The organism is Xanthomonas sp. 3793 (genome assembly GCF_024806835.1).
GTDB classification, from domain to species: domain Bacteria; phylum Pseudomonadota; class Gammaproteobacteria; order Xanthomonadales; family Xanthomonadaceae; genus Xanthomonas; species Xanthomonas arboricola_F.
In genome coordinates this window covers 1067759-1079414 of sequence record NZ_JANTYU010000001.1, presented here as the reverse complement: position 1 = coordinate 1079414, position 11656 = coordinate 1067759, and the positions used below count along the sequence as shown (strand labels likewise).

14 protein-coding genes are annotated in these 11656 nt (G+C 64.7%); 5 read left to right on the top strand and 9 right to left on the bottom strand.

The window, feature by feature from the left end:
- Window positions 1–101 precede the first annotated feature (101 nt).
- Both sufB and FHY18_RS04530 read right to left on the bottom strand, forming a co-directional pair.
- Window positions 102–1559: a Fe-S cluster assembly protein SufB gene (gene sufB, locus FHY18_RS04535; RefSeq protein WP_259151829.1), complete on the bottom strand. Its 1458-nt coding sequence runs from the start codon at window positions 1557–1559 to the stop codon at window positions 102–104.
- 15 nt (window positions 1560–1574) lie between these two features.
- On the bottom strand, window positions 1575–2033 hold the full coding sequence (locus FHY18_RS04530) for an SUF system Fe-S cluster assembly regulator (RefSeq protein ID WP_005990420.1): 459 nt from the start codon (window positions 2031–2033) through the stop codon (window positions 1575–1577).
- Window positions 2034–2206: 173 nt separating this feature from the next.
- Here FHY18_RS04530 and FHY18_RS04525 point away from each other — a divergent pair, with 173 nt between their 5' ends.
- Window positions 2207–2674, top strand: coding sequence for an SET domain-containing protein-lysine N-methyltransferase (locus FHY18_RS04525; RefSeq protein ID WP_046962733.1), 468 nt, complete (start codon window positions 2207–2209; stop codon window positions 2672–2674).
- A gap of 104 nt (window positions 2675–2778) precedes the next feature.
- Window positions 2779–3321: a type 1 glutamine amidotransferase domain-containing protein gene (locus FHY18_RS04520; RefSeq protein ID WP_259151827.1), complete on the top strand. Its 543-nt coding sequence runs from the start codon at window positions 2779–2781 to the stop codon at window positions 3319–3321.
- Between the two features lie 140 nt (window positions 3322–3461).
- Here the strand turns inward: FHY18_RS04520 and FHY18_RS04515 are convergent, their stop codons facing one another.
- From FHY18_RS04515 to FHY18_RS04485, 7 genes are all read right to left on the bottom strand, one after another.
- A complete protein-coding gene (locus FHY18_RS04515) occupies window positions 3462–4058 on the bottom strand; it encodes a DUF1439 domain-containing protein (RefSeq protein ID WP_259151825.1) in 597 nt (198 codons plus the stop codon).
- A gap of 55 nt (window positions 4059–4113) precedes the next feature.
- Window positions 4114–4434 (bottom strand): hypothetical protein, encoded by a 321-nt coding sequence (locus FHY18_RS04510; protein ID WP_259151824.1) that lies wholly within the window; start codon window positions 4432–4434, stop codon window positions 4114–4116.
- A gap of 276 nt (window positions 4435–4710) precedes the next feature.
- Complete coding sequence (locus tag FHY18_RS04505; protein ID WP_259151823.1) at window positions 4711–5013, bottom strand: DUF3861 domain-containing protein; 303 nt, start codon at window positions 5011–5013, stop codon at window positions 4711–4713.
- A gap of 92 nt (window positions 5014–5105) precedes the next feature.
- Window positions 5106–5723, bottom strand: a complete 618-nt coding sequence (locus FHY18_RS04500; protein ID WP_259151822.1) for a M23 family metallopeptidase — start codon at window positions 5721–5723, stop codon at window positions 5106–5108.
- A 131-nt stretch (window positions 5724–5854) separates the two neighbouring features.
- Complete coding sequence (locus FHY18_RS04495) at window positions 5855–6274, bottom strand: HU family DNA-binding protein (protein ID WP_039404742.1); 420 nt, start codon at window positions 6272–6274, stop codon at window positions 5855–5857.
- 522 nt (window positions 6275–6796) lie between these two features.
- The gene (gene proC, locus FHY18_RS04490) at window positions 6797–7651 is read right to left on the bottom strand and encodes a pyrroline-5-carboxylate reductase (RefSeq protein ID WP_259151821.1); all 855 of its coding nucleotides are present in this window, start codon (window positions 7649–7651) and stop codon (window positions 6797–6799) included.
- A 49-nt stretch (window positions 7652–7700) separates the two neighbouring features.
- Window positions 7701–8393: a YggS family pyridoxal phosphate-dependent enzyme gene (locus tag FHY18_RS04485; protein ID WP_259151818.1), complete on the bottom strand. Its 693-nt coding sequence runs from the start codon at window positions 8391–8393 to the stop codon at window positions 7701–7703.
- A gap of 328 nt (window positions 8394–8721) precedes the next feature.
- Here FHY18_RS04485 and FHY18_RS04480 point away from each other — a divergent pair, with 328 nt between their 5' ends.
- From FHY18_RS04480 to FHY18_RS04470, 3 genes are all read left to right on the top strand, one after another.
- The gene (locus FHY18_RS04480; protein WP_003489919.1) at window positions 8722–9759 is read left to right on the top strand and encodes a type IV pilus twitching motility protein PilT; all 1038 of its coding nucleotides are present in this window, start codon (window positions 8722–8724) and stop codon (window positions 9757–9759) included.
- A gap of 112 nt (window positions 9760–9871) precedes the next feature.
- A complete protein-coding gene (locus FHY18_RS04475) occupies window positions 9872–11002 on the top strand; it encodes a PilT/PilU family type 4a pilus ATPase (RefSeq protein ID WP_005990431.1) in 1131 nt (376 codons plus the stop codon).
- 11 nt (window positions 11003–11013) lie between these two features.
- Window positions 11014–11595 (top strand): MFS transporter permease, encoded by a 582-nt coding sequence (locus tag FHY18_RS04470; protein ID WP_259151741.1) that lies wholly within the window; start codon window positions 11014–11016, stop codon window positions 11593–11595.
- The last annotated feature ends 61 nt before the right edge of the window (window positions 11596–11656 follow it).

Here is an 11656-nt window from a genome sequence, read left to right as displayed (position 1 = left end):
AATTTGGGATTGGTAACAGCAGAAGAGCCAGGGAGGCAGGGAGGCAGGGAGCGAGACGTTGCGAATCTCCAATCTCCAATGCCGAATCCCAGCAGGCAGCGTCAGCCGACGCTGCCTTCCAGCGAGACTTCCAGCAGCTTCTTGGCTTCCACCGCAAACTCCATCGGCAGCTCGCGGAACACCTGCTTGCAGAAGCCGTCGACGATCAACGACACCGCGTCTTCCTGGCTGATGCCGCGTGCACGGCAGTAGAACAGCTGGTCGTCGCTGATCTTGGAGGTGGTGGCCTCGTGCTCGACGGTGGCGCCGGGATTCTTCACCTCGATATAGGGGAAGGTGTGCGCGCCGCACTGCTTGCCGATCAACAGCGAATCGCACTGGGTGTAATTGCGCGCGCCGTCCGCATTGCGATCCACCTTGACCAGGCCGCGGTAGGTGTTCTGGCCACGCCCGGCACTGATGCCCTTGCTGACGATCTTGCTCTTGGTGCGCTTGCCGATATGGATCATCTTGGTGCCGGTGTCGGCCTGCTGACGGTGATGGGTCAGCGCCACCGAATGGAACTCGCCGACTGAATCGTCGCCTAGCAGCACGCAGGACGGATACTTCCAGGTGATCGCCGAGCCGGTTTCGACCTGGGTCCAGGTGACCTTGCTGCGCGCGCCACGGCATTCGGCACGCTTGGTGACGAAGTTGTAGATGCCGCCGCGTCCTTCTTCGTCGCCGGGGTACCAGTTCTGCACGGTCGAGTACTTGATCTCGGCGTCTTCCAGCGTCACCAGCTCCACCACTGCTGCGTGCAGCTGGTTCTCGTCGCGCATCGGCGCGGTGCAGCCTTCCAGATACGACACATAGGCCTTGTCCTCGCACACGATCAGGGTGCGCTCGAACTGGCCGGTGTGGCCGGCATTGATGCGGAAATAGGTGCTCAGTTCCATCGGGCAACGCACGCCCTTCGGGATGAACACGAAGCTGCCGTCGGAGAACACCGCCGAGTTGAGCGCGGCGAAGTAGTTGTCGCCCACCGGCACCACGCTTCCCAGGTACTGTTTGACGATCTCCGGGTGTTCCTTGATGGCTTCGGACATCGAGCAGAAGATCACGCCCTTTTCGGCCAGCTCCTTCCGGAACGTGGTGCCGACCGAGACCGAGTCGAACACCGCATCCACCGCCACGCCGGCCAGCCGGGCGCGCTCGTGCAGCGGCACGCCGAGCTTGTCGTAGGTGTCGAGCAGTTCCTTGGGCACCTCGTCCAGCGAGGCATACTTCGGGCCCTTGGGCGCGGAGTAGTAGCTCAACGACTGGAAATCGATCGGCGCGATCTTGAGCTTGGCCCATTCGGGCATCGGCATTTTCAGCCAATGACGGTAGGCCTCAAGACGCCAGTCGGTCATCCATTGCGGCTCGTCTTTCTTGGCCGACAGCGCACGGATGGTGTCTTCGTCCAGGCCGGGCGGGAGCGAATCGGATTCGATCTCGGTGATGAAGCCGGCGTCGTAGCGTCGGCCCAATCGTTCGAGGATCTGCGCATTCTGCGGGGGAGCAAGTTCGGTGGCCATCGGGCTGCCTACAGGTCAGGTGGTCGCGACGCGTGCGGCGATGGAACGCCGACGGCTGTCGCCAGGGAGAGAGAGAGGCTGCAACATCTGCGCAAGCGTGACCCGACGCAATGCGTCGCCGACCACGTCGTTGATCAGGCGCCAGTTGGAGCGCACCCCGCATGTCTGCGCGATGCCGCACTGGCTATGGTCCTGGCTGCATTCGGTGATCGCCAACGGGCCTTCCATTGCCTCGACGATTTCCACCAGGGTGATCTGGCCGGCATCGCGCGCCAGCCGGTAACCGCCGTGCACGCCGCGCAGACCTTCCACCAGCCCGGCTTGCGATAACGGTTTGAGGATCTTGCTCACGGTCGGCGCTTCCAGGCCCGCCTGTTCGGCCAGTTCGCTGGCGCTGAGCACCTCGCCGCTGCGTGCGGCAAGCACGGTCAGCACGACGGTGGCGTAATCGGTGAGTTTGGTGACGCGCAACATGAGCGAGCAGGAAACCTTAAAGCGGACCGAAATTGTACTCTTTCCCGCCGGGCAGGGCCAACCGCCCGGTTCAGCCGCCGGCAAGCGCAGGCCGTTGCGGGCGATGGTGCGCTTGTGCTTGGCGCATGGGCGCGCTGCGGTCACAATGAGCGGCCCCATCACTGGACCCTTACATGTCGCGCAAAGTTGCCGCCCGCAAGTCACGTATCCACGGCAATGGCATGTTCGCCCTCGCCCCGCTCCGCAAGGGCGAGCGCATCATTCAATACAAGGGACGCCTGCGCACGCATGCCGAAGTGGATGCCGACGACACCGGCGACGTGGAAAGCGGCCACACTTTCCTTTTTACGCTCAGCGACGACTATGTGCTGGATGCCAACTACGAAGGCAATGTCGCGCGCTGGATCAACCACAGCTGCAACCCCAATTGCGAAGCGGTGATCGAGGAGGCAGAAGGCGACGACCGCAGCAAGGACAAGATCTTCATCGAGGCCAAACGCGCCATCAAGGCTGGCGAAGAGCTCACCTACAATTACGGCATCACCCTGGCCGAGCGGCATACGCCGCGCTTGAAGAAGATCTGGGAATGCCGCTGCGGGTCGAAGAACTGCACCGGCACGATGCTGCAGCCCAAGCGCTGAGCCTGCGCGAGCGCGTTGCGCGCTGACGCGACGCACACATCGGTTCACCGGTACGCAACAGCGCGCTGCCTAGGGTGCGGGCTTCTTTCATCGAGGAGCCCTACATGTCTTATTCGCTCTCCGGCAAGACCATCGCTGTCCTGGCCACCGATGGCTTCGAGCAATCCGAACTGACAGAACCCAAGCGCCTGCTGGAATCGTGGGGTGCCAAGGTCGCTGTGATCGCACCCGGCGATGGCGCAAAGATCCGCGCCTGGAATCACACCGACTGGGGCGACTCGGTCGCTGTCGACCAGCATCTTGAACAGGCAACCGCCGACAGCTACGACGCGCTGGTGCTGCCCGGTGGCGTGCTCAATCCCGACACGTTGCGCACGGACACCCAGGCGATTGCCTTCATCCGCGCATTCGCCACGGCCCACAAGCCGGTCGCGGCGATCTGCCACGGGCCGTGGCTCCTGCTGGAAAGCGATCTGGTGCGCGACCGCAAGGTCACCTCATGGCCGTCGGTCAAGACCGATCTGACCAATGCCGGCGCGCGCTGGCAGGATGCCGAGGTGGTGGTCGATGGGCAGCTGATCACCAGCCGCAAGCCGGACGACATTCCGGCATTCAGCGCGGCGGTGGCCAAGGCCCTGGCTGCATAAGGCGCGCTAGTCGCTACGTTCCACCCCGCGTCAATCGAAAGGCCCGGCGCTGGTGCGTCGGGCCTTTGCACGATGAACGTTGGGCGCGTCGTGTGCGGATGAGTAAGCGGCTGCGCCGTCTGCCGGCCAGCGTACGAATTTTACTTACCCGATAGCGCCGCCGCCGGCACCAGCTGTTCGATGTTCTGATTGAAGTTGACCGCCACGCGTCCGTTCTGGATGCCTACCGACTCCACCTGCACGGCGCCCATCACTGCGGCAATCGACGGGTCGATGCGATAGATGGGTTCCTTGCGTGCGTAATCGGCCAGCCAGGTATTGAGGACCTGCCGGGTGCTGTGATCGAGCTTTGCGCCGGAATTGGCCGGGCGGAAATCGTCGATGCTGGGCTGGTCGAGATAGAAGCCCTGTTTGGCGACGTCGTAACGCAGCGCGCTGGTCAGGGTCACATTGCCCACCGGGGCCGGCGCGCCGCCAGCGGTGGCCACAGCCAGGTCGAACGCCATCTTGAGCCGGTCGCCCGGCGGCAGCGACAGCGCCGGATTGCTGACCGTCATTGCGATCAGGCCGCCAAGCGTGTCGTGTGTCTGCGGGAAGCGACCGCCCAGATACTGCTGCAGGTCGCTGGCCTGCACGCTGATCTGATGTCCCTGGATCTGCGGCGCTGCCCAGGCGCTGGTCACGGGGAGCGCCAAGGCGAGGGCAAGCACGGATCCGGCAAGCGAACGCAGTTTCATCGGGTGACTCCGGCAACAGGTGACACAACCTTAGTCAGCGCCGGTGAACCACGGGTTAGCGCAGCACCGGATGCAAGCTGGCGGAGTAGATTTCCCAGCTGTCGCTGCCGACGCGCGGCTGCAGGCGATAGGCGCCGGCCAGCTGCTGCGTGCCAGCGCTGGTGCGCACGGTGATGCGCACCGGCACCTCGATCCGCCGCGGCGGATGTTCCTGATCCAACGGTACCGGTGGGTCGTTGTTGATGCGCATCGAGCGGATATCGCCGATACCGCGCAGTACCGCATCGTCCGGCACCGGCGATGGCCGGCCACCGGCCCACAATGCATCGGCATCGGCGCGTGCGGCGCCAGGCAGTGCGCCCAGATAACGCTGCACGGTGGCGCTTGCTTGGGCGAGACTGGCGCGCGCCTGCGCAGCACTGGAGTCTTCAGCCGCAGGCTGCGCAGATGCCTGGTTGGCACTCGCAGCAGCGGATGCTGCCGGCGCACGTGTTGTAGGCACGTTGGTTGTCGCGCCCGTGTCTTGGTCTGCACTGCGGTGACAGCTGCAGCCTGCGAGCGCGGCTACCGCTATGGCACTTACGATCCAGCGCATGGCGCCTCTCCCGTCCCCAGGGAGCGCAGTGTAGCCGGCATGTGCGCTGCGGGGTAATCAGGCGCCGGGGTGTACGCGCTGCAGGCGCTCGAGCAGCAACTGCAGCCTGGGCCGTAATGCATCCAGCGCATCGCTGGGGTGCGCGCGTGGGCGGGCGGCCAGGTCTTCCAGCAATTGCGAGCCGACGGTGAGTGCGGCGCATTCGTCGCTGCTCAGATCGCGGCGCCGATGCAACTCTTCGAGCAGGCGCATCCAGTCCGCGCGCGAGCGCTGTTCGAACTCGATGGTGCAGCGGTCGTCGCACGGGCGCCCGTCATTCTCGATGGGCGTGACCGTAATGCGATAGCGTTTTCGGGACATGGTTGGTCGCGTCACTCCTGGGCTGCGTCCACCATAGGCGCAGGCCGCCGCGCGCTCGATAGCGCAGGCCATGACGCAGTGTTCCAACGTGCTCAGTCGGCAGCTTGCGGCCCGGTTCTACGCAGGAGCGGCAGCGGATCGTACGCACCGTTGCGCCCATAGATACCGTAATGCAGGTGCGGCGGCGTGCCACGTGCGTTGCCGGTGGTCCCCACCATGCCCAGCGCGGTGCCTGGCTCGACGACATCGCCAACCGCCAGCCCGGCTGCCCAGTCGTCCAGATGCGCATAGTAATGCCGCTCCAACGCCGGCCCCAGCACCCAGACCTGCTTTCCACCCAGCCCGGCGTCGCGAATGGCGCTGACCACGCCGCGGGTGGCGGCGACCACAGGCGTGCCGCGCGGCGCGAAGATATCCACGCCCGCATGGCTGCGGTCGCGTCCGCGTGGGGCACCGAAGGTGTCGGCGATCTGGCGGGCACGTACTCCGTCCACCGGAATGTGCAAATGGGTAGGCGGCGGCATCCGTGACAGCTCCCAACTGGTGCGCAGGCGCTCGGCCATCGGCGACTGCCAGGCCCAGCGCGCTGCCACACCCAAAGCGCACAGCAGGGCGATCGACACCAGCAGGCGGCGCACGCGACGTGCGGGGCTGCGTTTCGTGGATGGCGGCGTTGTCGAAGTGTGGGGCAATGGATCGGTCACATGCACCTGCTGCGTCGCAAATCAGCACGTAGGGTAGGCAAGCGGTCATGAGCGCAATGTGGGGGCGCATGCGGCAATGCGCGCGCAAAAAAAAGACGGCCCGAAGGCCGTCTCGATGACACCGGATACGCGCTCGATCAGAGCGCGGCATCCTTCAGCTTCTTCAGAGGGCGAACCTTGACCTTGCGGGTTGCGGCCTTGGCAGCAAAGATTTGCTCTTCCTTGGTGAAGGGGTTGATGCCCTTGCGCTTCGGCTTGGCCGGCACGTTGACCGAGGTGATCTTCAGCATGCCCGGCAGGGTGAAGCTGCCGACGCCCTTCTTGTTCAACGAGGAATGCGCAGCGGCTTCCAGCGAAGCCAGCACGGCGCGGACGTCCTTCGGAGCCAGCTGGGTGGATTCGGCGATGTGCGCGACCAGACCGGTCTTGCTCAGGGCTTCCTTGATCGGCTTCGGCGCGGCCGACGTAGCGGCCTTGGCCGGCTTTGCGGTCTTGGTGGCGGCGACCTTTTTCACTGCCTTCTTGGGGGCAGCCTTCTTAGCGGCGGTTTTTGCCATGAGGTATACGTTCCGTATTCGTTGGTGGTGTTGGGTCTGCCGACCCAGTCGGCAACGCGAAATGTAGGGCAACTGCTGCGCGCCGCCAATAGGCAAACGATGAAACAACACAAAAAAGCGTCTTTCGACGGGGGTTCGTTCACCAGCGGCGTAAAAACCTGCGTAAAACGCGGTGCGGCACGCGTGCAGCGCGCAGGCATGTGTCGGATCTGACGCAGGGCAGCAGGTCGTCGCGCAAGGCTACGGTCGCACTGCGCGCGCCAACCGGCTGCGCATTGATCGACCCGCTCTGCTGCCGGCGGCGGCTGTATCGCCGCAAGGTGTCGAAAAAGCCGCGGGCGATCGCTTGGCAAGCGTGTATTGGCATCGATTGCAAAGCGCGCGACGTTGCGTGGGAAGCCGCCTGGTGCCTGACGCTGGATGCCTGCGGCGGGTGGCGACTTGCGGGTCAGGCCGTCGATTAGCGCGACCCGTCGCGATTGCCCATGCAGCCAGCGAAGCGCTCGCGCAAGCCGCTGCCGACTAATCGTTGGCCGCCGACAAGCTGCGGCCGCGTTCGGTCGCTGCGGCGATTGCGCGCGCTGTCAGCGCCTCCAATCCACCTGCCTGGAATGTTTCGATCGCCGCCTGCGTGGTGCCGTTGGGCGAGGTCACGCGACGGCGCAGGACCTGCGGTGCTTCACCCGATTCGGTGAGCATGCGCGAGGCGCCAAGCAGGGTTTGCAGGACCAGGGTGCGCGCGGTATCGGCCGGCAGGCCTTGCGCCAGTGCTGCCGCCTCCATCGCTTCGGCCAGTAAGAAGACGTAAGCCGGGCCGCTGCCGGAGACGGCAGTCACCGCGTCCATTTGCGCCTCGTCGTCGATCCACACCGTCACGCCGGCGCTTTCCAGCAACCGGGTTGCCTGTGCGCGCTGCGCATCGGAAACGCGTGCGGTGGCATACAGCCCGGTGACGCCGGCGCCGAGCAGCGCGGGGGTGTTGGGCATCGCGCGGACCACCGCCGTGTTGCCGCCGCTCCAGCGCTGCAACTGGGTTGCGGTGATGCCGGCTGCAATCGACAGCAATAGCGGCTGCTGCGCTTGTGCGAGCTCGGCCAGCTGCGTACAGACGCTTGGCATGACCTGCGGTTTGACCGCCAGCACCCAGGTGGCCGCACCATCGGCAGCGTCGCGTGCGCTTTCGACCACATGCACGCCAAAGTCGCGCGACAACCCGCTGCGCAACTCGGCGACCGGCTCGGCGACGCGCAGGCTGGCAGCCGGCACGCCTTGCCGGGTCAGCCCGGCGATCAGGCTGCGCGCCATGTTGCCGCCACCGATGAAGGCGACCAGTCCGGCAGTGGCGGACGACGGCGCAGGCGGCGTGGGCAGGGTCATTGCGGCACCTCTAGTCATTGGGAATGGATGGGGAGACCCGCGAGGCAGCTCAGGCGGAGGCAGCGGGCGAGGGAGCACGCGCACCGAACAGCGCCGTGCCCACGCGCACCATGGTGGCCCCGGCCGCGATCGCTTCGACAAAGTCCGCGCTCATGCCCATCGACAAGGTATCCACCTGCCGATGGCGCTGCTGCAGCTGCGCGAACAGGTCCTGCATGCGCGCGAACGCCGCATTGCGTCTTGCCTGGTCCGGGAACGGTGCCGGGATCGCCATCAGGCCGCGCAATTGCAGCCGCGGCTGCAGTGCGATGGCGTCGGCCAGGCGGTCGATGGCGTCGGGGGCGCATCCGTACTTGCTGTCCTCATCGTCGATATTGACTTGGATCAGCACGTTCAATGGCGCGCAGTCGTCCGGGCGATGGCGCGCCAGCAGCGGGATCAACTTGGCGCGGTCCACGGTCTGCACCCAGTCGAAACATTGGCTAGCGATATCGGCCTTGTTGGATTGCAGGTGGCCGATCAGGTGCCATTCCAGCCCCAGCTCGCGCAACGCGGTGATCTTGGCCTGCGCTTCCTGCACGTAGTTTTCGCCGAAGGCGCGCTGGCCTTGCGCAGCCAACGCGGCGACGGCATCGGCCGGCTTGGTCTTAGACACCGCCAGCAAGCGGACGTCGGCACGCGCATGCTCGGCTGCTGCGGCATGGATGGCATCGAGAATCTGCTGCAGCGACGAAGCCGGCACGTGGCGATCCAGAAAGAAGCAGGAGCGCTAGTGTGACGCCCCCGGTGGCTTGCTTCCAGCGCCGTGACCGCGCTGGCCGCGGCAGCGCGCACCAGCCCCCAGTGCCGCGGTGAGGCGGGCGGTGCGGTCGATTCCTGTGAGCCACCCAGCCTGGCTGGGCCTGAAGCGGGCAGTCGCCGCCCCCTGCCAAGACCAGAAACCAACGCCTTCAGCCCCGCGTGGCGCCGCCGGCCTGAACCGGTGGCAAGCCGCTTCCCGCCAGCAGCCAGAACGCTATACTGCCGACCGGGGAGTACCTTCCAATCGCAGCCTAGGGGACAAGCAGCGCATGGATATCGCTGAACTATTGGCGTTTTCTGTCAAGAACAAGGCATCGGACCTGCACCTGTCTGCAGGGCTGCCGCCGATGATCCGTGTCGATGGCGATGTCCGTCGCATCAATATTCCGGCGTTGGACCATAAACAGGTGCATGCGCTGGTGTACGACATCATGTCGGACAAGCAGCGGCGCGATTACGAAGAGTTCCTCGAGGTCGACTTCTCGTTCGAGATTCCCTCGCTGGCGCGCTTCCGCGTCAATGCGTTCAACCAGAACCGTGGCGCTGGTGCGGTGTTCCGCACCATTCCGTCCGAAGTGCTGACGCTGGAAGACCTGGGCTGCCCGCCGATCTTCCGCCAGTTGATCGACCAGCCGCAGGGCCTGATTCTGGTGACCGGGCCGACCGGTTCGGGCAAGTCGACCACGCTGGCCGGCATGATCGACTACATCAACAAGAACGAATACGGCCACATCCTCACCGTCGAGGATCCGATCGAATTCGTGCACACCTCGCAGAAGTGCCTGATCAACCAGCGCGAGGTGCACCGCGATACGCACGGCTTCAACGAAGCGCTGCGCTCGGCCTTGCGCGAAGACCCGGACATCATCCTGGTTGGCGAGTTGCGCGACCTGGAAACCATCCGCCTGGCGCTCACCGCTGCGGAGACCGGTCACCTGGTGTTCGGTACCCTGCACACCAGCTCGGCGGCCAAGACCATCGACCGCATCATCGACGTGTTCCCGGCCGGCGAAAAGCCGATGGTGCGCTCGATGCTGTCCGAGTCGCTGCGCGCAGTGATTTCGCAGGCATTGCTCAAGAAAGTGGGCGGCGGGCGTACCGCAGCCTGGGAAATCATGGTCGGCACCCCGGCGATCCGCAACCTGATCCGCGAGGACAAGGTGGCGCAGATGTATTCGTCGATCCAGACCGGTCAGCAGTACGGCATGCAGACGCTGGACCAGCATCTGCAGGATCTGGTCAAGCGTAGCCTGATCACGCGCAACCAGGCCCGTGAATACGCCAAGGACAAGCGGATATTCGAGTAGCCGGGATTCGGGATTCGGGATTGGGGATTCGCAACGGCGACTCCCGTCCCAGACCCCGCTCTTGCCAATCCCGAATCTCCACTTCCGCATCCCGGCTCCAGAGGAGCACGCCATGAGCACCATCGACTTCACCTCCTTCCTCAAGCTGATGGCGCACCAGAAGGCGTCGGACCTGTTCATTACCTCCGGCATGCCGCCGGCGATCAAGGTGCACGGCAAGATCAGCCCGATCACGCAGACGCCATTGACCGCGCAGCAGAGCCGCGATCTGGTGTTGAACGTGATGACGCCCTCGCAGCGCGAAGAGTTCGAAAAGACCCACGAGTGCAACTTCGCCATCGGCGTGTCCGGGGTCGGGCGTTTCCGTGTCAGCTGTTTCTACCAGCGTAACCAGGTAGGCATGGTGCTGCGCCGGATCGAGACGCGCATCCCTACGGTCGAAGAGCTGAGCCTGCCGCCGGTGATCAAGACGCTGGCGATGACCAAGCGTGGGATCATCATCTTTGTCGGCGCCACCGGTACCGGCAAGTCGACCTCGCTGGCAGCGATGATCGGTTACCGCAACCAGAATTCCACCGGGCACATCATCACCATCGAAGACCCGATCGAATTCGTGCACAAGCATGAGGGCTGCATCATCACCCAGCGCGAAGTCGGCATCGATACCGACAGCTGGGAAAATGCGCTGAAAAATACCCTGCGCCAGGCGCCGGACGTGATCATGATCGGCGAGGTGCGCACCCGCGAGGGCATGGACCACGCGATCGCCTTCGCCGAGACCGGCCACCTGGTGCTGTGCACGCTGCATGCCAACAACGCCAACCAGGCGATGGACCGCATCATCAACTTCTTCCCGGAAGATCGCCGCAATCAGCTGCTGATGGATCTGTCGCTGAACCTCAAGGGCGTGGTGGCGCAGCAGCTGATTCCGACCCCGGATGGGCGCGGTCGCCGGGTGGCGATGGAGATCATGCTGGGCACGCCGCTGGTGCAGGATTACATCCGCGATGGCGAGATCCACAAGCTCAAGGAGATCATGAAGGAGTCCACCAACCTGGGCATGCGCACCTTCGATCAGAGCCTGTTCGAGCTCTACCAGGCCGGTGAAATCAGCTACGAAGACGCGCTGCGTTACGCCGACTCGCAGAACGAGGTGCGCCTGCGCATCAAGCTCTCGCAGGGCGGCGACGCCAAGACGCTGTCGCAGGGGCTCGATGGAGTGGAGATCGCCGAGGTTCGGTGAGGTCTTCCGGAATGACGCAGGGACACGTCGTGGAAGCTGCCAGCGCAACGCACGATGTCGACGATCCGCTGGCGCAGCGCTGGGCGCACGATCCGCTGGCGCTGCTGTTTGCGCCCTCCAACTGGAAGCTGGTTGCGATGTTCGTCGCCAGCTTCGGGGCCTACGGCGGCTACTGGTTCTACCGCAACTGGATTGCGTTACGCGCGATTACAGGACGCCCGAGCATATGGCCGGTCTGGCGGGCGGGGCTTGCGCCGCTTTGGGTGATGAGCTGCTTCAGGCTGCTGGGGCAGTCTATTGGACTGCAGGGACGATCCCGCTGGCTTTTCCGGCTGTCCGCAGTGGTCTTCATCGCGTTGTTGCTGCTGACGTTCTCCGAAAAATCGCGCCCGTTCTTCCTGGTGTTGGGCTGGCTGCCGATTGCCGTGGTCAATACGCGGCTGCGACGCTTCAAGCGTGCGCAGGGCATTCCGGAATGGCACCGCGAGCGTTTCACCCTGCTGAGCATCCTATGGCTGGTCAGTGGCGGACTGTTGTTCACGCTCAGCGCGCTTGCTGCGCTGGCGATTGCGCTGATGCAGCTGAGTCGCTGAGCCGATCCGCAGTGGCGGATCGCGTGTTGCCAGTTACCCGGTGAAGACCTCCCGTCCGGAG

Bases quoted from the DNA above. Each gene is read 5' to 3' on its own strand.
- sufB (WP_259151829.1), bottom strand. From the start codon at position 1,559: ATGGCCACCGAACTTGCTCCCCCGCAGAATGCGCAGATCCTCGAACGA.
- FHY18_RS04530 (WP_005990420.1), bottom strand. From the start codon at position 2,033: ATGTTGCGCGTCACCAAACTCACCGATTACGCCACCGTCGTGCTGACC.
- FHY18_RS04525 (WP_046962733.1), top strand. From the start codon at position 2,207: ATGTCGCGCAAAGTTGCCGCCCGCAAGTCACGTATCCACGGCAATGGC.
- FHY18_RS04520 (WP_259151827.1), top strand. From the start codon at position 2,779: ATGTCTTATTCGCTCTCCGGCAAGACCATCGCTGTCCTGGCCACCGAT.
- FHY18_RS04515 (WP_259151825.1), bottom strand. From the start codon at position 4,058: ATGAAACTGCGTTCGCTTGCCGGATCCGTGCTTGCCCTCGCCTTGGCG.
- FHY18_RS04505 (WP_259151823.1), bottom strand. From the start codon at position 5,013: ATGTCCCGAAAACGCTATCGCATTACGGTCACGCCCATCGAGAATGAC.
- FHY18_RS04495 (WP_039404742.1), bottom strand. From the start codon at position 6,274: ATGGCAAAAACCGCCGCTAAGAAGGCTGCCCCCAAGAAGGCAGTGAAA.
- proC (WP_259151821.1), bottom strand. From the start codon at position 7,651: ATGACCCTGCCCACGCCGCCTGCGCCGTCGTCCGCCACTGCCGGACTG.
- FHY18_RS04480 (WP_003489919.1), top strand. From the start codon at position 8,722: ATGGATATCGCTGAACTATTGGCGTTTTCTGTCAAGAACAAGGCATCG.
- FHY18_RS04475 (WP_005990431.1), top strand. From the start codon at position 9,872: ATGAGCACCATCGACTTCACCTCCTTCCTCAAGCTGATGGCGCACCAG.
- FHY18_RS04470 (WP_259151741.1), top strand. From the start codon at position 11,014: ATGACGCAGGGACACGTCGTGGAAGCTGCCAGCGCAACGCACGATGTC.